At 61.2% G+C, this 23,413-nt stretch carries 20 protein-coding genes; 5 read left to right on the forward strand and 15 right to left on the reverse strand.

Going from position 1 to position 23,413, the window contains the following annotated elements:
- Positions 1–28: 28 nt before the first annotated feature.
- The 4 genes from AC1M7R_RS09740 to AC1M7R_RS09755 all read right to left on the reverse strand — a co-directional run bounded on the left by AC1M7R_RS09740 (position 29) and on the right by AC1M7R_RS09755 (position 5,511).
- Positions 29–1,126, reverse strand: a complete 1,098-nt coding sequence (locus AC1M7R_RS09740) for a polyamine ABC transporter substrate-binding protein (protein ID WP_072390370.1) — start codon at positions 1,124–1,126, stop codon at positions 29–31.
- Positions 1,127–1,310: 184 nt separating this feature from the next.
- Complete coding sequence (locus tag AC1M7R_RS09745) at positions 1,311–2,408, reverse strand: polyamine ABC transporter substrate-binding protein (protein WP_072390373.1); 1,098 nt, start codon at positions 2,406–2,408, stop codon at positions 1,311–1,313.
- A gap of 322 nt (positions 2,409–2,730) precedes the next feature.
- Complete coding sequence (locus AC1M7R_RS09750; protein WP_072390376.1) at positions 2,731–4,095, reverse strand: aspartate aminotransferase family protein; 1,365 nt, start codon at positions 4,093–4,095, stop codon at positions 2,731–2,733.
- A 57-nt stretch (positions 4,096–4,152) separates the two neighbouring features.
- Positions 4,153–5,511: a glutamine synthetase family protein gene (locus AC1M7R_RS09755; protein WP_072390379.1), complete on the reverse strand. Its 1,359-nt coding sequence runs from the start codon at positions 5,509–5,511 to the stop codon at positions 4,153–4,155.
- A 604-nt stretch (positions 5,512–6,115) separates the two neighbouring features.
- Here AC1M7R_RS09755 and AC1M7R_RS09760 point away from each other — a divergent pair.
- Both AC1M7R_RS09760 and AC1M7R_RS09765 read left to right on the forward strand, forming a co-directional pair.
- Positions 6,116–7,492 (forward strand): glutamine synthetase family protein, encoded by a 1,377-nt coding sequence (locus tag AC1M7R_RS09760; protein ID WP_072390381.1) that lies wholly within the window; start codon positions 6,116–6,118, stop codon positions 7,490–7,492.
- A 215-nt stretch (positions 7,493–7,707) separates the two neighbouring features.
- Positions 7,708–8,343 carry a TetR/AcrR family transcriptional regulator gene (locus AC1M7R_RS09765; protein WP_490610382.1) on the forward strand — a complete coding sequence of 212 codons (636 nt, stop codon included), beginning with the start codon at positions 7,708–7,710 and terminating at the stop codon, positions 8,341–8,343.
- Positions 8,344–8,580: 237 nt separating this feature from the next.
- Here AC1M7R_RS09765 and AC1M7R_RS09770 read toward each other — a convergent pair whose 3' ends face one another.
- From AC1M7R_RS09770 to argE, 10 genes are all read right to left on the reverse strand, one after another.
- Positions 8,581–8,796 carry a TOBE domain-containing protein gene (locus AC1M7R_RS09770; RefSeq protein ID WP_072390386.1) on the reverse strand — a complete coding sequence of 72 codons (216 nt, stop codon included), beginning with the start codon at positions 8,794–8,796 and terminating at the stop codon, positions 8,581–8,583.
- 24 nt (positions 8,797–8,820) lie between these two features.
- Positions 8,821–9,627 carry an aliphatic sulfonates ABC transporter ATP-binding protein gene (ssuB, locus tag AC1M7R_RS09775; RefSeq protein WP_072390388.1) on the reverse strand — a complete coding sequence of 269 codons (807 nt, stop codon included), beginning with the start codon at positions 9,625–9,627 and terminating at the stop codon, positions 8,821–8,823.
- The gene (gene ssuC, locus AC1M7R_RS09780) at positions 9,624–10,406 is read right to left on the reverse strand and encodes an aliphatic sulfonate ABC transporter permease SsuC (protein WP_072390390.1); all 783 of its coding nucleotides are present in this window, start codon (positions 10,404–10,406) and stop codon (positions 9,624–9,626) included. Before ssuC ends, ssuB begins: the two co-directional genes overlap by 4 nt.
- 7 nt (positions 10,407–10,413) lie before the next feature.
- Entirely contained in the window at positions 10,414–11,562 is a 1,149-nt protein-coding gene (gene ssuD / locus AC1M7R_RS09785) for an FMNH2-dependent alkanesulfonate monooxygenase (RefSeq protein WP_072458556.1), read from the reverse strand.
- 25 nt (positions 11,563–11,587) lie between these two features.
- On the reverse strand, positions 11,588–12,553 hold the full coding sequence (locus AC1M7R_RS09790; RefSeq protein ID WP_490610383.1) for a sulfonate ABC transporter substrate-binding protein: 966 nt from the start codon (positions 12,551–12,553) through the stop codon (positions 11,588–11,590).
- Positions 12,554–12,644: 91 nt separating this feature from the next.
- Positions 12,645–13,238 carry an NADPH-dependent FMN reductase gene (gene ssuE, locus AC1M7R_RS09795; protein WP_072458555.1) on the reverse strand — a complete coding sequence of 198 codons (594 nt, stop codon included), beginning with the start codon at positions 13,236–13,238 and terminating at the stop codon, positions 12,645–12,647.
- Between the two features lie 299 nt (positions 13,239–13,537).
- A complete protein-coding gene (locus AC1M7R_RS09800; RefSeq protein ID WP_072390401.1) occupies positions 13,538–14,176 on the reverse strand; it encodes a peroxiredoxin in 639 nt (212 codons plus the stop codon).
- 282 nt (positions 14,177–14,458) lie between these two features.
- On the reverse strand, positions 14,459–15,778 hold the full coding sequence (locus tag AC1M7R_RS09805) for an OprD family porin (RefSeq protein WP_072390404.1): 1,320 nt from the start codon (positions 15,776–15,778) through the stop codon (positions 14,459–14,461).
- Between the two features lie 475 nt (positions 15,779–16,253).
- Positions 16,254–17,552, reverse strand: a complete 1,299-nt coding sequence (gene argA, locus AC1M7R_RS09810; protein WP_072390407.1) for an amino-acid N-acetyltransferase — start codon at positions 17,550–17,552, stop codon at positions 16,254–16,256.
- Positions 17,553–17,684: 132 nt separating this feature from the next.
- The gene (gene argE / locus AC1M7R_RS09815) at positions 17,685–18,842 is read right to left on the reverse strand and encodes an acetylornithine deacetylase (protein WP_072430919.1); all 1,158 of its coding nucleotides are present in this window, start codon (positions 18,840–18,842) and stop codon (positions 17,685–17,687) included.
- A 156-nt stretch (positions 18,843–18,998) separates the two neighbouring features.
- Here argE and AC1M7R_RS09820 point away from each other — a divergent pair, with 156 nt between their 5' ends.
- On the forward strand, positions 18,999–20,366 hold the full coding sequence (locus AC1M7R_RS09820; protein WP_072390413.1) for a CYTH domain-containing protein: 1,368 nt from the start codon (positions 18,999–19,001) through the stop codon (positions 20,364–20,366).
- Positions 20,367–20,506: 140 nt separating this feature from the next.
- On the opposite strand, the gene AC1M7R_RS09825 is transcribed toward AC1M7R_RS09820, so the two are convergent.
- The gene (locus AC1M7R_RS09825) at positions 20,507–20,977 is read right to left on the reverse strand and encodes an Lrp/AsnC family transcriptional regulator (RefSeq protein WP_072430920.1); all 471 of its coding nucleotides are present in this window, start codon (positions 20,975–20,977) and stop codon (positions 20,507–20,509) included.
- Between the two features lie 126 nt (positions 20,978–21,103).
- Between AC1M7R_RS09825 and AC1M7R_RS09830 the strand changes: the two genes are divergently transcribed.
- Together AC1M7R_RS09830 and tfpB are read left to right on the forward strand one after the other, a co-directional pair.
- Positions 21,104–21,442 (forward strand): ACT-like domain-containing protein, encoded by a 339-nt coding sequence (locus AC1M7R_RS09830; protein ID WP_072458554.1) that lies wholly within the window; start codon positions 21,104–21,106, stop codon positions 21,440–21,442.
- Positions 21,443–21,586: 144 nt separating this feature from the next.
- On the forward strand, positions 21,587–23,371 hold the full coding sequence (gene tfpB, locus AC1M7R_RS09835; protein ID WP_072390422.1) for a type IV pilus assembly ATPase TfpB: 1,785 nt from the start codon (positions 21,587–21,589) through the stop codon (positions 23,369–23,371).
- Positions 23,372–23,413: the final 42 nt, after the last annotated feature.

Consider the following 23,413-nt stretch of genomic DNA (forward strand, 5'->3'; position numbering starts at 1 on the left):
GCGAACCTTTAAGTTAGAGCGTTTGACGCTATTTACCCGACTTGACCTTAGTCCAGCTGCGGGTCATGAGTCGTTGGATCTTGGGCGGCAACTCGGAGTTGACGTAGAGCTTGTCGACGACTGCCTGCGGTGGGTAGACCGCCTCGTCGGTACGCACTTGCTGGTCCATCAGTTCGCCAGCCTTGGGGTTGGGGTTGGCATAACCGACGTAATCGCTGACCTTGGCGATCACCTCGGGCTGGAGCAGGAAATTGATGAATGCATGGGCCTGCTTGACATTGGTGGCGTCACGCGGGATCGCCAGCATATCGAACCAGAGGTTGCCGCCTTCCTTGGGGATCACATAGGCGATTTCGACGCCCTTGCCGGCTTCGCTGGCACGTTCGCGAGCCTGGAAAATGTCCCCGGAGAAACCGGCTGCCACGCAGATCTCGCCGTTGGCCAGATCGGAGATGTACTTGGAGGAATTGAAGTAGGTCACGTAGGGCCGGATCTTGAGGAGCTGGGCCTCGGCCTTCTTGTAGTCTTCCGGGTTTTCGCTGTTGGGGTCCAGGCCCAGGTAGTTCAGCATCGCCGGAATCATCTCGTCACCGGAGTCGAGGAACGAGACGCCACAACTGGACAGTTTCTTGATGTTCTCCGGCTCGAACAGCACGGCCCAGGAATCGATCTTCTCGACGCCCAGCACAGCCTTGATCTTCTCGACGTTGTAGCCGATGCCGTTGGTGCCCCACAGGTAGGGGACGGCGTACTGGTTGCCCGGGTCGTTGCGCTCCAGGCGCTTGAGCAGCGACGGGTCGAGGTTGGCGTAGTTGGGCAGTTGTGCCTTGTCGAGCTTCTGGAACGCCCCGGCCTTGATCTGCTTGCCCAGGAAGTGGTTGGACGGCACGACCACGTCATAGCCGGTACGGCCGGCAAGCAACTTGCCTTCCAGGGTTTCGTTGGAATCGAACACGTCGTACACCGGCTTGATCCCGGTGGTTTTTTCGAAATCCGCCAGGGTGGATTCGCCGATGTAGTCCGACCAGTTATAAATATGCACGGTGGAAGCCGCCTGGACACTGACCGCGAGTGTCAGGCCGGCACCGACCAGCAAGGCGTTGCGTAACAAAGAAAAGACTGGCACGTGGAGGTCCTCTAAATAGTTGGGCCCAAGTTGCCCCCCGTTACCGGCCGCGATAGGCCCTGCAACAAAACCGGCGCGCAACTTACCCTCGATAAACCGATCCAGCAAAACTTTTAGTTATTTAATTGCTCCTGTTGCCGGGCGTCGCGAGGACGGCGACAACAGGAGGGTGCCTCAGGCCGGCTTATTTACCGGATTTGATCTTGGTCCAGCTGCGGGTCAGGATCCGCTGGGTGGCTGGCGGCAAGTCGCTGATCGCATACAGATGGGCTTTCACTTCATCCGACGGATAGATGTTCGGATCACCGGAGATTTCCTTGTCCACCAACGGCGTCGCGGCCTTGTTGCCGTTCGGGAAACGGACGTTGTCGGTGATCTCGGCCATGATTTCCGGCTTCATCAGGAAGTCCATGTACTTGTAGGCGGCCTCGACGTTTTCGGCGTCCTTGGGAATGGCGACCATGTCGTAGAACGAACCGGCGCCTTCCTTGGGAATGCTGTAGGCCACCTTGACCTTGCCACCCGCTTCGGCGGCACGGGACTTGGACTGCTCGATATCGCCCGAGTAACCCACGGCCACGCAGATGTTGCCGTTGGCCAGGTCGGAGATGTACTTGGACGAGTGGAAGTAACCGATCGAAGGACGGATCTTGAGGAACAGCGCCTCGGCTTCAGCCAGTTGTTTCTTGTCCTGGGTGTCGGTCGGGTAGCCCAGGTAGTGCAAGGCCACCGGGATCATCTCGGTCGGCGAATCGAGGAAGCTCACCCCGCAACTCTTGAGCTTGGCGATATTTTCCGGCTTGAGCAGGACATCCCAGGAATCGATCTTGTCGATACCCAGTGCCGCCTTGACCTTCTCGGGGTTGTAGCCGATGCCGATAGTGCCCCACATGTAAGGGAAAGCGTACTGGTTGCCCTTGTCGCTGGCATCACCCACCGCCTTGAGCAGGTCGGTGTCGAGATTCTTCCAGTTCGGCAACTTGGACTTGTCCAGCGGCTGATAGACGCCCGCCTTGATCTGCTTGGCCAGGAAGTTGTTCGACGGCACCACGATGTCATAGCCGGACTTGCCGGCCAGCAGCTTGGCTTCCAGGGTTTCATTGCTGTCGAATACGTCGTAGACCACCTTGATCCCCGACTCTTTCTCGAACTTGGCGATCGTGTCCGGGGCGATGTAGTCGGACCAGTTATAGACGTGCAGCACTTTGTCGTCCGCCTGGACGGCACCCGCCATCGCGCCCATCAGAGACATGGCGAGGAGGGTCTTGCCAGCTATCTTCATACCTAATGCCTTCATGGATGATGCTCCAGTTATTCTTTTAAGCCACAGTTCAGTAGCCGGCTCGCGGGCAACTTGAACAGGCGGTAGTCTGGCAAGTTACAGGGCAGGCTTTCAACACAAACCCAGCCTTTTCAAACCGGGGGAGGCCCTTCAAGGCGCCTCCCTCAGAGCCTAGCACTTAGGCCCTGTACGATAAGTGCTTGCGCAACGACCATGCTGCGTTGAAAACAGGCTCGCAATGCTCAATGACGACCCGTCAACTGCGCTTGCTCGCGTGTTTTCGCCTTGCCTGATCGCCGCTCGGCGCCTTTTCGTACAAACCCTAGCCTTGCAACACACCGAGGGTCAGGTCCAGGCAGTGTCGTGCCTTGGTCACCAATTCATCGATCTCGGCCTTGCTGATCACCAGTGGCGGCGCAATGATCATGGTGTCTCCCACCGCGCGCATGATCAGGCCGTTATCGAAGCAGAACTGCCGGCAGATCATGCCCGCACCCTTGCCTTCATAACGCTGGCGCGTGGCCTTGTCCCGGACCAGTTCGATCGCCCCCAGCAAACCGACGCCACGCACTTCACCCACCAGCGGATGATCGTTCAGTTCCCGCAAGCGCTTCTGCAAATAAGGTGCCGTTTCGTCGTTGACACGCTCGACGATCTTCTCTTCGCGCAGGATGCGGATGTTTTCCAGGGCCACTGCCGCAGCCACCGGGTGACCGGAATAGGTGAACCCGTGGTTGAAGTCGCCGCCCTCGTTGAGCACCGCGACCACGTCGTCGCGTACGATCAGGCCGCCCATGGGGATGTATCCGGAGGTCAGACCCTTGGCGATGGTCATCATGTGGGGTTTCAACCCGTAATGATCGGTACCGAACCACTCACCGGTGCGGCCGAAGCCACAGATCACTTCGTCGGCCACGAACAGGATGTCGTACTTGGCGAGGATTTCCTTCATGCGCGGCCAGTAGGTGTCCGGCGGCACGATCACCCCGCCCGCGCCCTGGATCGGCTCGGCAATGAATGCACCGACATTGTCGACGCCAATCTCCAGGATCTTCTCTTCCAGCTGGTTGGCTGCCCACACACCGAACTCTTCGGGGCTCATGTCGCCGCCTTCGCCGAACCAGTATGGCTGGGCGATATGGGTGATGCCCGGGATCGGCAGGTCGCCCTGCTCATGCATATAGGTCATGCCACCCAGGCTCGCGCCGGCCACGGTCGAGCCGTGATAGCCGTTCTTGCGACTGATGATGACCTTCTTGTTCGGCTGGCCCTTGATCGCCCAGTAGTGGCGGACCATGCGCAACATGGTGTCGTTGCCTTCCGAGCCGGAACCGGTGAAGAACACATGGCTCATGCCGGGCGGGGCGACGTCGGCGATGGCCTTGGACAGCTCCAGCGCCGGCGGATGGGCCGTCTGGAAAAACAGGTTGTAGTACGGCAACTCACGCATCTGCTGGCTGGCGGCTTCGGCCAGCTCATCACGGCCGTAGCCGACCGCCACGCACCAGAGGCCGGCCATGCCGTCGAGGATCTTGTTGCCTTCGCTGTCCCAAAGGTAGACGCCCTTGGCACGGGTGATGATGCGCGGCCCTTTCTGCTTGAGCTGCTTGAAGTCGCTGAATGGTGCCAGGTGGTGCTCGCTGCTCAAGGCTTGCCATTGGAGGGTCTGCGGATTGTTGCGGGTCATGCGAATTCTCCTTGTATCGGTTGGGGCGAAGCGGCCTGGACCGCCCCGCCCGGCGCATCAGACGGCAAAGAGCAGGAATTCCCGCTCCCACGAACTGATGACGCGCTTGAAGTTTTCATGCTCGGCCCGCTTGACCGCGACGTAGCCTGTGATGAATTTCTTACCCAGGTACTTCTCGATGGTGGTGCTGTTTTCCATGCGCTCGAGGGCGTCCTCGATGGTCAGCGGCAGGCGCAGGTTGCGGCGCTCATAACCACGGCCCACCACCGGTGCGCTCGGCTTGAGGCCTTCGACCATGCCGATGAAGCCACACAGCAGGCTGGCGGCGATGGCCAGGTACGGGTTGGCGTCGGCACCCGGCAGGCGGTTTTCCACCCGACGGTTCTGCGGCCCGGCATCCGGCACCCGCAGGCCGACGGTACGGTTCTCCTCGCCCCATTCGACGTTCACCGGCGCCGAGGTATCCGGCAGGAAGCGGCGGAACGAGTTGACGTTGGGCGCGAACAGCGGCAACAGCTCGGGGATCAGCTTCTGCAGCCCGCCGATGTGGTGCAGGAACAGCTCGCTCATCGTCCCGTCTTCATTGGAGAAGACGTTCTTGCCGGTTTCCTTGTCGATGATGCTCTGGTGCAGGTGCATCGCACTGCCCGGTTCGCCGGTCATGGGCTTGGCCATGAAGGTCGCGGCCACATCGTGCTTGAGCGCGGCTTCACGCATGGTGCGCTTGAACACCAGGATCTGGTCGGCCAGGGACAAGGCATCGCCATGACGGAAATTGATTTCCATCTGCGCCGTGCCGTCCTCATGGATCAGGGTGTCGAGGTCCAGCTCCTGCAACTCGCACCAGTCGTAGACATCTTCGAACAGTGGGTCGAATTCGTTGGCCGCTTCAATGGAGAAAGACTGGCGACCGGTTTCCGGGCGGCCTGAGCGACCGATGGGCGGCTGCAACGGGAAGTCCGGGTCGTCGCTGCGCTTGGTCAGGTAGAACTCCATTTCCGGTGCGACGATGGGCTGCCATCCCTTGTCGGCGTAGAGCTTGAGCACCTTTTTCAGCACGTTGCGCGGCGACAGCTCGATGGGGTTGCCCTGCTTGTCATAGGCGTCGTGGATCACCTGGGCGGTGGGCTCGATGGCCCAGGGCACCAGGAATACAGCGTTTTCGTCCGGACGGCACACCATGTCGATGTCGGCCGGATCCAGCAGTTCGTAATAGATGTCGTCTTCGACATAGTCGCCCGTAACGGTCTGGAGCAGAACGCTCTCGGGCAGGCGCATGCCTTTTTCGGCAATGAACTTGTTGGTCGGCGAAATCTTGCCCCGGGTGATACCGGTCAGGTCGCCAATCATGCATTCGACTTCTGTGATCTTATGGTCTTTCAACCAATCGGTGAGCTGGTCGAGGTTGTTACTCATAAATGCCTCTAGGCGTGATTTTCCTGGCTGCCAAGGCTAGCCAGGGGTTGTTTGACGCATCGGCGTCGCGTTGTGTTGCCCCTGCCCGACAAATGCCCGGGAAAAGGTTCTACATTGAAAGGAGAGCTGCTAAAGAGAGTTTCGTCCAGAGCGTCCAGAATATTGGACGAAGATGACGGCTGACGCACCAGGGATGAAGTCGACATGGGCAGGCGCTCGGTGGCCGTCGTCATGGCCTGGGGACACGCCTCGCCACTGATGCGACGAGCATGCCAACCGATCTGCTGGGACAGGTGGTGACGCCGTTGGTACGGCAGGCGAGACATGAAGCACCCCGGTATTATTGCTGTTATGGGTTTGAATCGAGCTTAGCCTTGTTCATTTTTTTACACAACACCCCCGTAAAAAATACAACACGGCCCGCTCAAGCCTGCGGGCGCCAAGCCCCTTGAAGGGGAAAAAACGCCCCAAACTGCTCCAAAAAAGCCCCTCAAGTGCTTTTTTAGGGCAAAAAAGGCCCTGCTTGACTTCGGCATGCCGTTCGGGTTGACTGGGTTTCAAAGAGATCAATGATTGATATTTTTAACAACAAAGGTGTTGCATCATGTCGGTACCCCCGCGTGCCGTTCAGCTTAACGAAGCGAACGCGTTCCTTAAGGAACATCCTGAGGTTCTGTACGTTGACCTTCTGATTGCGGATATGAATGGTGTGGTGCGCGGCAAGCGCATCGAACGCACCAGCCTCCACAAGGTTTACGAGAAAGGCATCAACCTGCCGGCCTCCCTGTTTGCCCTGGATATCAATGGTTCGACGGTGGAAAGCACCGGCCTGGGCCTGGACATCGGCGATGCCGACCGCATCTGCTATCCAATCCCTGGCACCCTCTCCAACGAACCCTGGCAGAAGCGCCCTACCGCGCAGCTGCTGATGACCATGCACGAGCTCGAAGGCGAGCCTTTCTTCGCCGACCCTCGCGAAGTCCTGCGCCAGGTCGTGACCAAGTTCGATGAACTGGGCCTGACCATCTGCGCAGCGTTCGAGCTGGAGTTCTACCTGATCGACCAGGAGAACGTGAATGGCCGTCCACAGCCGCCCCGCTCGCCCATTTCCGGCAAACGCCCGCATTCGACCCAGGTCTACCTGATCGACGACCTCGACGAATACGTCGACTGCCTCCAGGACATCCTGGAAGGTGCCAAGGAGCAAGGCATTCCCGCCGACGCCATCGTCAAGGAAAGTGCCCCGGCGCAGTTCGAAGTGAACCTGCACCACGTGGCCGACCCGATGAAGGCCTGCGACTACGCCGTCCTGCTCAAGCGCCTGATCAAGAACATCGCCTACGACCATGAAATGGACACCACCTTCATGGCCAAGCCCTATCCGGGCCAGGCAGGCAACGGCCTGCATGTTCACATCTCGATCCTGGACAAAGATGGCAAGAATATCTTTGCCAGCGAGGATCCCGAGCAGAACGCCGCGCTGCGTCACGCGATCGGCGGTGTGCTCGAGACCCTGCCCGCGCAGATGGCTTTCCTCTGCCCCAACGTCAACTCCTATCGCCGTTTCGGCGCACAGTTCTACGTGCCGAACTCGCCGACCTGGGGCCTGGACAACCGCACCGTGGCCCTGCGCGTCCCCACCGGTTCGGCCGATGCCGTGCGCCTGGAACACCGCGTCGCCGGCGCCGATGCCAACCCGTACCTGCTGATGGCCTCCGTGCTGGCGGGAGTGCACCACGGCCTGGTCAACAAGATCGAGCCCGGTGCGCCGGTGGAAGGCAACAGTTACGAGCAGAACGAACAGAGCCTGCCGAACAACCTGCGCGATGCCCTGCGGGAACTGGACGACAGCGAAGTCATGGCCAAGTACATCGACCCGAAATACATCGATATCTTCGTGGCCTGCAAGGAGAGTGAGCTGGAAGAGTTCGAACATTCCATCTCCGACCTCGAGTACAACTGGTACCTGCATACCGTCTAAGCGGTTGCTGCAACGAACAACGCCGCAGGCCTTCGAGGCTGCGGCGTTTTTTTATGCCTATCGCGAGCAGGCTCGCTCCCACAGGATATTTGAACGCCCCCCATTCTTGAGCCCGACGAAGATCCATGTGGGAGCGGGCCTGCTCGCGATGACGGCCTGGCAGACAATACAAATCCCTGCTCGTACAATGCCCGGCAGCCCCGCAGGAGAGTCCCATGACGCGCATTGCCACCCCTCGCAAACCCCGCGCACGCAGCCAGGCCCGGATCGATTCGATCCTCGATGCCGCCCGCACGCTGCTGGCGGCCGAAGGCGTGGCCAGCCTTTCGATCTACAGCGTCGCCGAGCGCGCGGGCATTCCGCCCTCTTCCGTGTATCACTTCTTTGCCAGCGTTCCGGCCCTGCTCGAAGCATTGACCGCGGACGTCCATGCCGCCTTCCGCGCCTGCCTGCTAGCGCCGATCGATCACGGTTCGCTGAATCATTGGCGCGAATTGTCACGACTGGTGGAGCAGCGCATGTTGACGATCTATAGCCAGGATGCCGCCGCTCGCCAATTGATCCTGGCCCAGCACGGGCTGACCGAAGTCACCCAGGCCGACCGCCAGCACGACCTGGAACTGAGCGACCTGATGCACAAACTCTTCGCCCGCCACTTCGAACTGCCGGCGCTGCCTGGTGATGTCGACGTATTCGCCCTCGCCATGGAATTGGGCGACCGCGTCTATGCCCGCTCGGTGCAGTTGCACGGCCAGATCACCCCTCGCATGGCCGAGGAAGGCATGCGGGTGTTCGATGCGTACCTGGGATTGTACCTGCCACCCTATTTGCCCAAGCGTGAAGTCGCCTGATGTGCCGATCAGCTCTTCATGCGATGGGCCCCTATGGCGGCGGCCAACGCCAACTCGACACTTCTCAAAAGGCTTGCGGAGTGCTCGCCGAGCTCAGCTTCCCAGTTGATCACTTCATCCACGGCATCGGTCGCCTGCTCAAGCGTCAAGCCAAAGTGTGCGCAGTGACTCAGCACGTCCAATAACTGAAAAGCCCCGAAGGGCTCTCGCCGTCCGGGGCTGCGGGCAAGGCATCGCTCACAACTTGGCGATAGACACCTCGGTGGATTTGACGAAGGCGATCACTTCGCTGCCGATGGCCAGCTCCAACTCCCTCACCGAGCGCGTAGTGATCACCGACGTGACGATGCCGGAAGCGGTCTGTACGTCGATTTCCGACAGTACGTCGCCCTCCACGATTTCCTTGATGACGCCTTTGAACTGGTTACGTACGTTGATGGCTTTGATAGTCATAGTGTCGATTCCTTCTGGATGAGGCTATTGAGCCCAACGCAATTGCGTGGGCAAGGGTGAAACGGGTTCGGGTTCCGGCGGTTGGCCGGGCAAGGACAGCACACGATTGAGCACCTGGGCTTCCAGGGCTGCCAGACGATGGGAGCCGCGAGCCCGTGGTCGTGGCAGGTCGACGGGCAGGTCGAGGCCAATTCGACCGTCTTCTATCAGGATCACCCGGTCGGCGACGGCCACGGCTTCGCTGACGTCATGGGTAACCAGCAACACGGTGAAACCATGTTGCTGCCACAGACGCTCGATCAGTTGTTGCATCTCGATGCGGGTCAGGGCATCGAGCGCTCCCAGGGGTTCGTCGAGCAGTAACAGGCGCGGTTGATGAATCAGCGCCCGGGCCAAGGCCACCCGTTGTTTCTGCCCGCCGGACAGCGCCGCCGGCCACTCCTGCGCCCGGTCGGCCAGGCCGACGGCTTCCAAGGCCTGTAGCGCCTGGGCTCGCCAGTGGCCTTTCAAGCCCAGGCCGACGTTGTCGATGACTCTTTTCCAGGGCAGCAATCGCGCCTCCTGGAACATCAGGCGCGTGTCCTGTTGCGCCGCGCTCAACGGCGCCGAACCGGCCAGCAACTGACCGTCCGAAGGCTGATCGAGGCCGGCCAGCAGGCGCAGCAAGGTGCTTTTTCCGCAACCGCTGCGCCCCACTACCGCCACGAACTGCCCGGCCGGGATGTGCAGGTCGAGGTCTTGCAGTACCTGTCGCGAACCGAAGGTCTTCTGCAATTGGCGCACGACCAGAGGAATGCCGCGCAACAGGCGTGGAGGTTGTTGAGCGCTCATGCGGCACCTGCGCTGCGTGCCTGATAGGCCGGATGCCAGCGCAACCAGACCCGTTCAAGCCCACGAGCCGCCAGGTCGGCCAGCTTGCCGAGCACGGCGTACAAAAGGATCGCCAGCACCACCACATCGGTTTGCAGGAACTCCCGGGCATTCATGGCCAGGTAACCGATGCCGGCGTTGGCGGAAATGGTTTCCGCCACGATCAGTGTCAGCCACATGAAGCCCAGCGCGAAGCGCACGCCCACCAGGATAGAGGGCAATGCACCCGGCAGGATCACCTGCCGAAACAGGCTGAACCCGGACACCCCGTAGCTGCGGGACATCTCCACCAACGCCGGATCGACGTTGCGGATCCCGTGGTAAGTATTGAGGTAGATCGGAAATAGCGTGCCCAGCGCCACCAGGAAAATCTTCGCCGACTCATCGATGCCGAACCACAGGATCACCAGGGGAATCAACGCCAGGTGGGGCACGTTTCGCAGCATCTGCACCGAGCTGTCCAGCAGGCGCTCGCCCCATTTCGACAGGCCGGTGATGAAACCCAGGGCCAGGCCGATGCCGCCACCGATCAGGAAACCCAGCGCCGCTCGCCAGCCACTGATTGCCAGGTGAGTCCAGATTTCGCCGCTGCGCACCAACTGCGCTCCGGCTTCGATCACTGCCACCGGGGCCGGCAGGATCCGCGTGGATAACCAGCCCGCCGATACCGACAGCTGCCACACCACCAGCAACAACAGCGGCACCGCCCACGGCGCCAGGTTGTGGATAAGTTTCTTCATGGCCGCCTCAACTCTGGGAAGCGGCTTTAGGCAGGATATCGTTGGCGACCATCTCACCGAACGGGCTTACGTACCCCTGGCTCTGCGGCAACGGCGCACGCTCCACATCCAGATGAGGGAAAAGCAACTCCGCCACGCGGTAGGACTCTTCCAGATGCGGGTAGCCGGAGAAGATAAAGGTGTCGATCCCCAACTCGGCGTATTCCTTGACCCGCGCAGCGACGGTCGGGCCATCGCCCACCAGTGCCGTCCCGGCTCCGCCCCGAACCAGGCCGACACCGGCCCATAGATTCGGGCTGACCTCCAATTTGTCGCGCCGTCCACCGTGCAGCGCAGCCATGCGTTGCTGGCCCACCGAATCGAAGCGCGCCAGGGAGGCCTGGGCACGGGCGATGGTGTCGTCGTCCAGATGGGAGATCAATCGGTCGGCCGCCTGCCAGGCTTCGGCATTGGTTTCTCGCACGATCACATGCAGGCGAATGCCGAAGCGCACCGTGCGCCCGAGCCTGGCCGCCTTGACCCGGACCTGTTCGATCTTTTCCGCCACGGCCGCTGGCGGCTCGCCCCACGTCAGCACCATGTCCACCTGCTCGGCGGCCAGGTCCTGGGCGGCTTCCGAGGAGCCGCCGAAATACAGCGGCGGGCGTGGTTGCTGGATCGGCGGATAAAGCAGCTTGGCACCCTTCACGCTGATGTGCTCGCCGTCGTAGTCCACCGTCTCGCCTTCCAGCACGCGGCGCCAGATACGGGTGAACTCCACCGACGCCTGGTAGCGTGCCTCGTGGTCCAGGAACAGGCCGTCGCCGGCCAGTTCGTCCGGGTCGCCCCCGGTTACCAGGTTGAACAGCGCCCTCCCCCCAGACAAGCGATCCAGGGTCGCGGCCTGACGCGCCGCCACCGTCGGGGAAATGATCCCTGGGCGCAGCGCCACGAGGAATTTCAGGCGCTGGGTCACGGGAATCAGCGAAGCGGCCACCAACCAGGAATCTTCGCAGGAGCGCCCGGTGGGGATCAGCACCCCACCGAACCCCAGCCGATCCGCCGCCTGGGCAATCTGCTGCAGGTAACCGTGATCGACGGCGCGAGCGCCTTCGGCGGTGCCAAGGTAATGGCCGTCGCCGTGGGTAGGCAGGAACCAGAAAATATTGAGGCTCATGGAGTGGTCTCCCTGGGGGTCGAATTTACTGCGCGTTCGCAACGGCCGCCGGTGGCGTCCAGATCACGTCCTTGATGCTCAGCGGCTTGGGTATCAACTTGAGCTGATAGAAGCTGTCGGCGATCTTCTGTTGCGCCGCGATCACTTGCGGTGTGAGGAACAGCGCTCCGTAGCCCTGGCGCTTCACCGACGTCAGGGTGATGTCGGCGGGCAGGCCAAGCAGTGGCGATACCTGTCGTGTCACGTCCTCAGGATTGGTCCTGGACCATTCGCCCACGGCGCGCACTTCTTCCACCAGGGTCGTGATGACCTGGGGATGCTTTTGCGCATAGGGTCGGGTGGCGAGATAGAACTGATGATTGTCGACAATGCCCTTGCCGTCACGCAGGGTCCGGGCCTGCAACTGTTGTTCGGCGGCGGCCTGGTAAGGGTCCCAGATCACCCAGGCATCGACACTGCCACGTTCGAACGCCGCGCGGGCGTCAGCCGGGGGCAGGAACACGGTCTGGATGTCGGAATACTTGAGGCCAGCGTCCTCCAGCGCGCGCACCAGCAGGTAATGCACGTTGGAGCCCTTGTTCAGGGCGACCTTCTTGCCCTTGAGGTCCTGCACCGACTGGATGGGCGAGCCCTTGGGCACCAGGATCGCCTCGCTGCCGGGCGCTGGCGGTTCATAGGCGACATAGAGCAGATCGGCACCCGCCGCCTGGGCGAACACCGGTGGGGTTTCCCCCGTGACACCGAAATCGATGGAGCCGACGTTCAGGCCTTCGAGCAACTGCGGGCCACCGGGAAACTCGGTCCACTGCACGTCCACGCCTTGGGCGGCGAGACGTTTTTCCAGCGAGCCCTTGGCCTTGAGCAGCACCAGCGTGCCGTACTTCTGATAACCGATCCGCAGGGTCTCGGCTTGGGCCTGGGTGATGGCGCCGAAGGACACAGCCGCAGCAAACAGAGCGACCAGCCCGCGACGCAAAATGACAGAGCGCATGGCGCCTCTCCTTTTTTGCTATGGGGTTTTGGCTGCACCTGCTTGGCCGTTGGCGGCTGAGTAAGGTGAAGTGAATCAGGGTGTATCGGGTTCAAATGCTCCAGCGAGCACTCAACAAACGTTCGTTCAACAGGCCTGGATCCAGCGGCTTGGGTCGACGAGCCATGGCGCTGAGAAACTGCTCGAGCGCTTCGTCCAGGCGCTGCTGCAAGGCGGGCGTCAGCTGGGCCTGGGCAGAGCCTTCGCCGTAGGCGATCTGACTGTCTTCGGCAAAGATGCCCTGGAGCATTTCCTGGGCCTTGAGCGCCGAAAGCACGGGCTTGAGGGCGTAGTCCACGGCCAACATGTGGGCAATGCTGCCGCCCGTGGCCATGGGCAATACCACCTTGTGGCTCAAGGCACGTTCGGGAAGCAAGTCCAGCACGGTTTTCAACGCGCCGGAAAAGGAAGCCTTGTACACCGGCGTGGCAATCAACAAACCGTCGGCGTTTTCGATTCGCTGGAGCAGGTCGACCACCTTGGGACTGTCGAAACGGGCATGGAGCAGGTCTTCGGCGGGGAAATCACGCACCTGATAGCTCACCACTTCCACACCTTGCTGCTGCAACCAGCGCTGCGACCGCTCCAGCAATACCCCGGAACGGGAACGCTGACTGGGACTGCCACCGAGTGAGACGACAAACATGCCAACATCCTTAAACGTCCTGTGCGATTCGCGATGGGCGATCTCGCGTTTAGGCCCCCACCATAACAGCGGATTTTTATATCTTTAAATCATATTTATTCATTTGGTTATTCGATAAAGAGATATAAGATTGTTTTTTCCAGGCCATAAAAAAAGGCCGTCGGAACGGCCAAAACCCTTGGTACACAAGCCTTGATCATTCCCACGCGCTGCGCGCAAGCGCCTCAACGGACGCTCCGCGTTCGGCTGCCGGACTGTCCTTGGCTGCCACGCGGAGCGTGGGAACGATCGTTGAATGACTACCTGTTGGGCTGCGGTGTCAAGCGCAGGTAAGGCTTTACCGCGCGATAGCCCTTGGGGAAGCGTTGCTTGAGCTCCTCCTCGTCCTTGAGCGACGGCACGATCACCACTTCATCGCCATCCTGCCAGTTGGCCGGGGTAGCGACCTTGTAGTTATCGGTCAATTGCAAGGAATCGATCACCCGCAGGATCTCGTTGAAATTGCGCCCGGTGCTGGCCGGGTAGGTGATGGTCAGGCGGATCTTCTTGTTCGGGTCGATCACGAACAGCGAACGCACGGTCAAGGTATCGCTGGCATTGGGATGGATAAGGTCGTACAGGTCGGAGACCTTGCGGTCGGCATCGGCCAGGATGGGAAAATCGACGATGGCGTTCTGAGTTTCGTTGATGTCCTCGATCCATTTGTGATGCGAGTCCACCGGGTCTACCGACAGGGCGATGGCCTTGACGCCGCGCTTGGCGAATTCATCCTTGAGCTTGGCGGTCAAACCCAGTTCGGTGGTGCACACGGGGGTGAAATCCGCCGGGTGAGAAAACAGCACACCCCAGCTAGTGCCAAGCCATTCGTGGAAGCGAATCCTGCCGGCGCTGGAATCCTGTTCGAAATCGGGGGCGATGTCGCCGAGTCTGAGGCTCATGGTGCGGCTCCTGGTGGTTTTTTGTGAGCCCAACTGTGCACCGCTTTTCACTGCTTTAAAAAGAATGAATACCCATTTGGTTAGATCCTTAGTGAATATAAAAAACTGTTCACTGGTGCCGTGACGCATAGCGGGCCAAGATCGTTCCCGAGGTTCGAGAAGGCCTCGAGTTGCTGAAAAGAGGAGAAGGTTTCGGGAAAGGCTACAGGGGTGGGCCTGACCCGAAAACGTAAAAGCCCCGCCGGGCATGTTGCCGGGCGGGGCTTTTTTTTGCGCTACGTCTTACATGAAGTTGTAAGTGTAGTTGAAGATCAGACGGGTCTGGTCCTGACTGTCGCCTGCACCGCTGCTGCGGTAGGTACCCTGGCGCAGGGTAGTGCCGAAGCCTTTCAATGCGCCTTGCTGGATTACGTAATCCACACGCATGTCGCGTTCCCACTCGGAGTAGTCGCTTCCACCCGTGGCGGATTTGACATCGTCACCACGCAGATAGGCGACCGAGGCTTTCAGGCCTGGAACGCCCAAGGAAGCGAAGTCGTAGGAGTACTGACCGAAGGTGGTATTTTCACCGGCACGGACAAACCCGTTGATCATGCTGTCGGTGAACAGGTAGAAGCTCGCACCACCAGCCCCTTCAGGACGACCGTTGCCATCGACCACGTTGCCCTGGTTCAGGTAGACGAAGCCACCGTCATCACCGACTTGCTGGTGACCCAACAGGAACGCGCTGCCGCCGAGGGTGTAAGTGAACATGGCGCTCCAGGTCTTGTTATCGACCTCGCCCGGCGTCTTGGCATAGCCACCGTTGTTGTTGAAGCGGTAGCCAGCATCGCCGTTACGGCCGTCGGAGCTGCTGTCGAAATAACGCAGGTCAGTCTTGAACGATTGGCCTTCGCTGATCGGGAATACGTGTACGGCGCCCAGGAAGTGCTGCTTGTAATAGTCTTGCAGGTTGGCGTAGTAGTACTGCAGGGTCAGGTCTTTGGTGACCTTCCAGTCGGCGCCGGCAAAACGGAACTGGTTGCTGTCCTCGGTACCGCCCGCCACTGCCAGACCGGTGCTGTTGCTCGATGCACGGCCAGTGGCATGTTCCAGCTGACCTGCGTTGAAGGTCACATTGTCGATTTCCTTGGAGGTGATGGTGCCACCTTCGAAGGTCTGTGGCAGCAGACGGCTGTCGTTGGCCACCAGGATCGGCAGGTTAGGCTGCAGGGCACCACCCAGGTGAGCCTCGGTCTTGGAGAAGAGCGCCTTCACGTTACCCGACAGACGGCTCCACTCGTGGACCGCCGAACCATCGGTGTCGCTTGGCATATAGGAGCCAGCGTTACGCCCCCGTCCCCCATCGAGACGAATCCCCACCAGCGCCTGAGCATCGATACCGAAACCGACGACACCTTGCGTGAAACCAGACTTGTAGTCGAACTTGAGGCCAGTCCCTGTTTCGCGCAGGTCCTCGCTGCCCGTTTCATGGTTATCGTTATTGAAGTACAGAGTACGAGAACTGACGGACGCCTTGCTGTCCTCGATAAAACCGGCGGCGCCTGCCTGCTGCGCCAATACCCCAACGGCCACAGCCAGGGCCAAGGTGGACTTCTTCATGTATCGCTCCTCTCGTTTTCTAATTCTTGTGTGTCTTTGGTCCCGGGTCGCACGCCCGGAATCCGCGGATGCGCGATTAGCGCCAGACCGTGACCGGCAAGTCAACCGCAACCCTTTCGGACTACGACCATGGTCTAACCCCGCGACACCGGCCCGAAGAATAATGGATTCTCTATAAATCCAAAAAGAATTGTTTCATTAGTTTTCAGCTCGTTTCGACATATGTTTGCCATCAAAGCGTCATCATGCCGATGGCATGGCGTATCGGCGACGTTTGGGATAACTGAATAGTGCTTCGTCGGGCTTTTGCGAGGTCAGCCGAATCCAGGCACAGGGATTGAACCTGTGAGCTTCGAATGGCTTGGGTTCGCAGGACAGATGTTCGCGCATGCCACGATCTTGAGGCTTTCCAGACTAGACGCTCATTGTCTGAAATCAAGAAGAACGCGGCAGCGCGACGATTGGCAGCAACGGCCTACAGGGCTTTTTCGAAGATCTTCGAATTGCGTTGATAGTTGTACAACGATGCCCGTGCCGCCGGCAGGCGTTCCACGCTGCTGGGCTCGAAGCCACGCTCGCGGAACCAGTGGGCAGTCCGGGTCGTCAGTACGAACAGCGTCTTGAGCCCTTGGGCGCGAGCGCGGGCTTCGATCCGCTCCAGCAGTTCGTCGCCGCGCCCGCCATGGCGGTATTCCGGGTTCACCGCCAGGCAGGCCAGTTCCCCGGCATCCGAGTCGGCGATCTGGTAGAGCGCCGCGCAGGCGATGATCATGCCTTCGCGCTCGACCACGCTGAACTGCTCGATTTCGCGTTCCAGCACCTCACGAGAGCGACGCACCAGGATCCCCTGTTCTTCCAACGGGCTGATCAATTCCAGCAGGCCGCCGACGTCTTCGATGGCCGCTTCACGCACCACTTCGAATTGTTCCTGGGCCACCAGCGTGCCACTGCCGTCGCGGGTGAACAGTTCGGCCAGCAGCGCACCGTCCTCGGCGTAACTGACGATATGACTGCGCGCCACACCGCCACGGCAGGCCTGGGCCGCCGCATCCAGCAGCTCGGCCTGGTAGTCGCTGCCCAGGCGTTGCATATGGGCCGGGACCTGTTGCGGACGCAACTCGCGCACCAGTCTGCCGTCCTCGCCGATCAAGCCTTGCTCGGAGCCGAACAGCAGCAACTTGTCGGCGGCCAGGTCGATGGCCGCGCGAGTGGCGACATCTTCGCAGGCGAGGTTGAAGATCTCCCCGGTGGGGGAATAGCCCAACGGCGACAGCAACACGATGGAGCGCTCGTCCAGCAAGCGGTTGATGCCCTTGCGGTCGACCCGACGCACTTCTCCGGTGTGGTGGTAATCGACCCCCTCCAGCACGCCGATGGGCCGTGCGGTGACCAGGTTGCCGCTGGCGACACGCAGCCGCGAACCCTGCATGGGCGACGAAGCCATGTCCATGGACAGGCGCGCCTCGATGGCGATGCGCAACTGGCCGACCGCATCGATCACGCACTCGAGAGTCGCGGCATCGGTGATACGCATGCCGCGGTGGTAATGGGGGGTCAGGCCGCGGGCGGCGAGGCGAGTCTCGATCTGCGGGCGCGAGCCATGCACCAGTACCAGGCGCACGCCGAGGCTGTGCAGCAGCACCAGGTCATGGACGATGTTGCCGAAGTTGGGGTGTTCCACACCGTCGCCGGGCAGCATGACGATGAAGGTGCAATCGCGGTGGGCATTGATGTACGGCGAAGCGTGGCGAAGCCAATTGACGTATTCGGGCATGAACCTGGACCTGTAACAAATAACAGCCAAAAAAGGACGAAACAGAACGCACAGCAGGCTGGTGGTTATCGTCGGAACAGGCTTGGCGACACGCGCGCTCTCCTCATGAATACGGGCCCGGACAGGGGCAATTTAACCGGCCGCGGCAGGTGACAGGCAGTAATGCCCGATCAACTGTCGCAACACGTGTACGGTAGGTTGCAGGCGTGACATTTCAAGGTATTCGCCGGGTTGATGGGCACAGGCGATATCGCCGGGGCCCAGGACCAGGGTTTCGCAACCGAGGCGCTGAAGATAAGGCGCTTCGGTGCCGAACGCCACTGCTTCGGCACGATGGCCGGTGAGCCGTTCTGCCACCCGCACCAGTTCCGCATCCTCGGCCTGCTCGAAAGGGGGGACCTCGGGAAACAGCGGGGCGTAGTCGATCCTGACCTTGTGCCGTTCGGCGATGGGGTCGAGCTTCTGCCGGATAGCCGCCCTCAGGCTCTGTGGGTCCATGCCCGGCAAGGGTCGCAGGTCGAACTCCATGGAGCACTGGCCACAGATCCGGTTGGGGTTGTCGCCACCATGGATGCAGCCGAAATTCAGGGTCGGCTGTGGCACCGTGAATTGCGGGTTACGAAACTCTCGTTGCCATCGCAGGCGCAGGCCACGCAGTTCCCCCATGGCGTCGTGCATGGCTTCGAGGGCGCTGTGGCCCAGGCTCGGGTCGGAGGAATGGCCGCTGCGGCCAAGAATATCGATGCGCTCCATCATCACCCCTTTGTGCAGGCGAATCGGCTTGAGGCCGGTCGGCTCACCAATCACCGCTGCCCGCCCCAGTGGGCGACCGGCTTCGGCCAGGGCCCGGGCGCCGGCCATGGAGCTTTCTTCGTCGCATGTGGCGAGAATCAGCAACGGCTGCTTGAACGGCTGGTCCAGCAGCGGCTTGACCGCTTCGATCACCAGGGCGAAAAAGCCCTTCATGTCGCAACTGCCCAGCCCGACCCAACGGCCATCGACTTCGGTGAGCCTGAGCGGGTCGGTCTGCCACAACGCTTCGTCGAACGGTACCGTGTCGCTATGCCCGGCCAATACCAGCCCACCGGGGCCACTGCCGAAACTTGCCAGCAGGTTGAACTTGCCGGGGCTCACTTGCTGGATGTCGCAGCTGAAGCCCAGGTCGCCGAGCCAATCCGCCAGCAGTTCGATCACCGCAGCGTTGGACTGGTCCAGCCCGGGCTGGGTACAGCTGACCGAGGGGGCGGCGATCAGGGCAGCGAACTGATCTTTCATGGACGGCAAAGGCATCGCTGGCTCCGGGCATGCAAATTGACGTTCATCATAGAACCATCCGGCGCCAGGAAGAAACCGTCGCGGCACGTAGGACCAATGACTCCTGTACACTGCACGACCTTGGCAGCCATACCTTCCCGGCTGCGCACCCGATTCCTGGATTTTCCGGCCATGCAGAAAGAAACCGAAATCAAACTCCGCGTCAGCCGCGAGACCCTGGCAGCCCTGCGCGAGCATCCGCTGCTGAAAAAACGCAACAAGAGCGGCTGGGAACGCCGCGAACTGATGAATCAGTATTTCGACACCCCCGAGCGCGACCTGGCGCGAGCCAAGGTGGCCCTGCGCCTGCGTCGCGACGGCGAAGAGGTAATCCAGACCCTCAAGACCCGTGGCCAGAGCGTCGCCGGTCTGTCCGAGCGCAACGAGTACGATTGGCACCTGCCCAAGGCCAAGCTCGATCTGAAGAAACTCGATGGCGAATGCTGGCCCGAGGCCCTGGCCGAACTGGACAAGAAGACCCTCAAGGCCATCTTCACCACCGATTTCGTACGTGAACGCGCCGAAATCGCCTGGGGTCGCGGCAAAGGCAAGGTGGTCATCGAAGCCGCGCTGGACCTGGGCCATGTCGTGGTCGGCAAGCAGAAGGAAGAAATCTGCGAACTGGAGCTGGAACTGCGTGAAGGCGAACCCGCCGCGCTGCTGGAACTGGCCGCCGAACTGGCCGAAACCCTGCCCCTGATGCCGTGCGACATCAGCAAGGCCGAGCGCGGCTATCGCCTGCATGATGCGAACAGCTACGCCCTGAGCCTGCCGGCGCCACAACTGACCGCCGAAATGCCCCTGGACGACGCCTTCGCCGCGCTGGGCTGGCATTTGCTGGGCAGCAGCCAGCGTCTGGCCGAGCAGTACCGCTTCAATGGTCACTGGCGCCTGCTGCAGGACTGGGTGGAAAACCTCGCCGAACTGCGTGCCTTGCTCAGCAGCCTCGGCCAGGCCGCGCCACGCCAGTCGACCCATGACCTGCGCGTCGCCCTGGATGCCTTGCTCGAAGACTGGCGCCCGTTGGTCCAGGCAGGCCTGGACGACGAAGACGTGCGCAAGGCAGCGCCAGAGCAGTTCCTCGAGGAACTCCAGGATCCACGCTGGGGCCTGTTCTCCCTCAAGGCCTCGCGCTGGCTGCTGGCCCGCAGCTGGGCCGCCGAGCGCAACACCCGTGGCAACCGCCAGGGGGCGGCGCAACTGAGCAGTTGGCTGCCACGCCTGTTGGGTGAGGAGTCGACGTCGCTGCAACTGCAACGCTACCAGCAGCAGCCGGAAGACCTGGCCGAGCAATTGCCGCGCATCGAGCGCATCCAGGTCTGGCTGCACCACGCCCGCCAGGTACTGGACATTCCGGAAATGGACCGTCTCTATGGCGAGTTGAACAAACTGGCGCAACTGGCCAACGAACCGATCACCGATCAAGCCCTCGATGCGCGCAAGCAGCAGGCCATCGCGGTCTACCAGAACCGGGCCTGGAAAACGCTGTTGCGGCTATAACCTGGGTAACTGCGGCGCCTTTCACATCGCCATCGCGAGCAAGCTCGCCTCCACGGCCGATCTTCGCCGATTTGCGTTCGCCGAAGATCCCTGTGGGAACCAACTTGCTCGCAACGGGGCCAGCCCATCCTCCAGGGAAATCAGCGCACCACCGGCAAACTCGTCGTGGACTTGATTTCCGAAAGCGCCACGATGGAGTTCACTTCCTGGATCCCCGGCACCAGCGACAGCTTTTCGAAAAAGAATCGCTCGTAAGCTTCTATGTCCGCCGTGACAATGCGCAGCAGGAAGTCCACCGAGCCCATCAGTACGTAGCACTCCAGCACCTCGGGGAAGCCGCGAATCGCCTCGGTGAACTCGGTAAAATTTGAACGACCGTGGGCGTTGAGCTTTATCTCGGCGAAGATCTGCGTATTCAGGCCGATTTTCTTGCGATCGAGCAATGTCACCTGCCCCCGAATGATCCCCTCTTCCTTCATCCGCTGAATCCGGCGCCAGCATGGCGACTGGGACAAGCCCACCTGCTCGGCGATCTGCGCGCTGGACAGCGAAGCATCCTCCTGCAGCAGTGCCAGTATCCTGCGATCATAGGCATCCAGCTCGCCGTGCATGAATCCACCTTAAAATCCAATATATGAGACTTGAATCATTCGTTTAATGGCTGAAGTCACCCATATTAGATAAGAAATACCCCGCCACGCATGTAAATATTTCTCCCGCCTTTCTGGAGATAGAACATGCCTTCTTTCGACGCCGTCATCGCCGCGCCATCTCGTACCGACGCCTGGCACCACGCCAATGCCCATTGCCGCGCGTGGTACCGGTTGCTGGCCGAAGCCGAGGCCGATGTGTTGTGTCGCGCCCTGAACCTGTTCGCACTGCAAGGCCTGACACCGCAACAGGTCCATGTCGAACGCGAGGATGATCTGCTGAGCATGGAGGTCTTGATGGATGGACTGAGCTGGCACCGTGCCCAGGTCATCGCGGAAAAATTGCGCAACCTGATCAGCGTGTGCTCGGTGGACCTGCAAAACATCGACGAAACATGGGTCGAACCGGTCCAGGCCAGCGGCTGAAGAACGCCGGAGCAGGAAATTGAAACGCATTGGTCGAATAGTGGCCCAACGGTGCATGGGGTCGGGACTATCCTTTTGCAGACCGGGAAGGCGCCGAAGCGTCTACATCGCGGCTTTGCTGAATTTGTCCAATAGGAAACCCGCATGTCCACCAAACACGCCACTCAGGACCGCTGGCTGGACCTCAACGATCTGCTGCGCCAACTGGTCGCCCAGGGCTTCATCAGCCAGGACTCGGCCGAGACCGCGCTCAACGCCCGGCGGCGCCACGGTGCCAATGCCCAGTTGCATCCGCTGGAGTTCATCGCCAACCAGCACCTGGACGACCTGAGCCGCCCAGGCAAGCGACTCGACCTGGAAAGCCTGACCCTGTGGCTGTCCCAGCAGGCCGGCCAACCCTACCTGCGCATCGACCCGCTGAAGATCAACGTCGCGGCCGTCACGCCCCTGATGTCCTACGCCTTCGCCCAGCGCCACAAGATCCTGGCGGTGGCGGTCGATCGCGACGCGGTCACCGTCGCCAGCGCCCAGCCGTACGTCAGGAGCTGGGAATCGGACCTGACCCACGTCCTCAAGCTGCCGATCAAGCGAGTGGTGGCCAACCCCGTGGATATCCAGCGCCTGAGCGTGGAGTTCTACCGCCTCGCCAAATCGGTCAGCGGTGCCAGCACGACCGACCAGCAACCGAGCAACCTGAGCAACTTCGAGCAACTGCTCAACCTTGGCGCCAGCGACCAGGAGCCGGACGCCAACGACGCGCACATCGTCAATATCGTCGACTGGCTGTTCCAGTACGCCTTCCAGCAACGTGCCAGCGATATCCACATCGAACCACGTCGCGAACAGGGGACGGTGCGGTTTCGCATCGACGGGGTGCTGCACACCGTCTACCAGTTCCCGCCGCAGGTGACGATGGCGATCATCAGTCGCCTCAAGAACCTGGGGCGAATGAACGTCGCGGAAAAGCGCAAGCCTCAGGACGGCCGGGTCAAGACCAAGACCCCGGACGGCGGCGAGGTGGAATTGCGCCTGTCGACACTGCCCACGGCCTTCGGCGAAAAGATGGTCATGCGGATCTTCGACCCGGAAGTGCTGCTCAAGGACTTCGACCAGCTCGGCTTTTCCGCCGATGACCTGCGGCGCTGGCAGGACATGACCCGCCAGCCCAACGGCATCGTCCTGGTGACCGGCCCCACCGGGTCCGGCAAGACCACCACCCTCTACACCACCCTCAAGAAGCTGGCGACACCTGAGGTGAATCTCTGCACCATCGAGGATCCGATCGAAATGGTCGAGGCCTCCTTCAACCAGATGCAGGTGCAGCACAACATCGACCTGAGCTTCGCCGCCGGAGTCCGGGCGCTGATGCGCCAGGACCCGGACATCATCATGATCGGCGAGATCCGCGACCTGGAAACCGCCGAGATGGCGATCCAGGCCGCGCTCACCGGACACCTCGTGCTCTCGACGTTGCACACCAACGACGCCCCCAGCGCCATCAGCCGCCTGCTGGAACTCGGCGTGCCCCATTACCTCATCAAGGCCACGGTACTGGGGGTCATGGCCCAGCGCCTGGTGCGCACGTTGTGTCCCCATTGCAAGGCCCCCCTGGCCCTGGACGAGGACGACTGGCAAACCCTGACGCGCCCCTGGCAAGCCCCGCTGCCCAGCAACGCCCAGCAGGCCGTCGGCTGCCTGGAGTGTCGCGACACCGGCTATCGCGGGCGCGCCGGGGTGTATGAAATTCTTCAATTGAGCGACAGCATCAAGGGGCTCATCCACGCCGACACCGACCTGCTGGCGGTGCGTCGCCAGGCCTTCAAAGAAGGTATGCGCAGCTTGCGACTGTCCGGCGCCCAGAAGGTCGCCGCCGGGCTGACGACCGTGGAGGAAGTGCTCCGGGTGACGCCGCAAAGCGAACAGAAATGAGTTCGGCGATACCTGACCAGGCAGTCACGGAACTGAATCGAG

It is taken from the genome of Pseudomonas sp. MS01C9 (assembly GCF_058202755.1).

What these genes read in the sequence shown, in the direction of transcription:
- AC1M7R_RS09745 (WP_072390373.1), bottom strand. Translation starts at nt 2,408, where the DNA reads ATGAAGATAGCTGGCAAGACCCTCCTCGCCATGTCTCTGATGGGCGCG.
- AC1M7R_RS09750 (WP_072390376.1), bottom strand. Translation starts at nt 4,095, where the DNA reads ATGACCCGCAACAATCCGCAGACCCTCCAATGGCAAGCCTTGAGCAGC.
- AC1M7R_RS09755 (WP_072390379.1), bottom strand. Translation starts at nt 5,511, where the DNA reads ATGAGTAACAACCTCGACCAGCTCACCGATTGGTTGAAAGACCATAAG.
- AC1M7R_RS09760 (WP_072390381.1), top strand. Translation starts at nt 6,116, where the DNA reads ATGTCGGTACCCCCGCGTGCCGTTCAGCTTAACGAAGCGAACGCGTTC.
- AC1M7R_RS09765 (WP_490610382.1), top strand. Translation starts at nt 7,708, where the DNA reads ATGACGCGCATTGCCACCCCTCGCAAACCCCGCGCACGCAGCCAGGCC.
- AC1M7R_RS09770 (WP_072390386.1), bottom strand. Translation starts at nt 8,796, where the DNA reads ATGACTATCAAAGCCATCAACGTACGTAACCAGTTCAAAGGCGTCATC.
- ssuB (WP_072390388.1), bottom strand. Translation starts at nt 9,627, where the DNA reads ATGAGCGCTCAACAACCTCCACGCCTGTTGCGCGGCATTCCTCTGGTC.
- ssuC (WP_072390390.1), bottom strand. Translation starts at nt 10,406, where the DNA reads ATGAAGAAACTTATCCACAACCTGGCGCCGTGGGCGGTGCCGCTGTTG.
- ssuD (WP_072458556.1), bottom strand. Translation starts at nt 11,562, where the DNA reads ATGAGCCTCAATATTTTCTGGTTCCTGCCTACCCACGGCGACGGCCAT.
- AC1M7R_RS09790 (WP_490610383.1), bottom strand. Translation starts at nt 12,553, where the DNA reads ATGCGCTCTGTCATTTTGCGTCGCGGGCTGGTCGCTCTGTTTGCTGCG.
- ssuE (WP_072458555.1), bottom strand. Translation starts at nt 13,238, where the DNA reads ATGTTTGTCGTCTCACTCGGTGGCAGTCCCAGTCAGCGTTCCCGTTCC.
- AC1M7R_RS09800 (WP_072390401.1), bottom strand. Translation starts at nt 14,176, where the DNA reads ATGAGCCTCAGACTCGGCGACATCGCCCCCGATTTCGAACAGGATTCC.
- AC1M7R_RS09805 (WP_072390404.1), bottom strand. Translation starts at nt 15,778, where the DNA reads ATGAAGAAGTCCACCTTGGCCCTGGCTGTGGCCGTTGGGGTATTGGCG.
- argA (WP_072390407.1), bottom strand. Translation starts at nt 17,552, where the DNA reads ATGCCCGAATACGTCAATTGGCTTCGCCACGCTTCGCCGTACATCAAT.
- argE (WP_072430919.1), bottom strand. Translation starts at nt 18,842, where the DNA reads ATGCCTTTGCCGTCCATGAAAGATCAGTTCGCTGCCCTGATCGCCGCC.
- AC1M7R_RS09820 (WP_072390413.1), top strand. Translation starts at nt 18,999, where the DNA reads ATGCAGAAAGAAACCGAAATCAAACTCCGCGTCAGCCGCGAGACCCTG.
- AC1M7R_RS09825 (WP_072430920.1), bottom strand. Translation starts at nt 20,977, where the DNA reads ATGCACGGCGAGCTGGATGCCTATGATCGCAGGATACTGGCACTGCTG.
- AC1M7R_RS09830 (WP_072458554.1), top strand. Translation starts at nt 21,104, where the DNA reads ATGCCTTCTTTCGACGCCGTCATCGCCGCGCCATCTCGTACCGACGCC.
- tfpB (WP_072390422.1), top strand. Translation starts at nt 21,587, where the DNA reads ATGTCCACCAAACACGCCACTCAGGACCGCTGGCTGGACCTCAACGAT.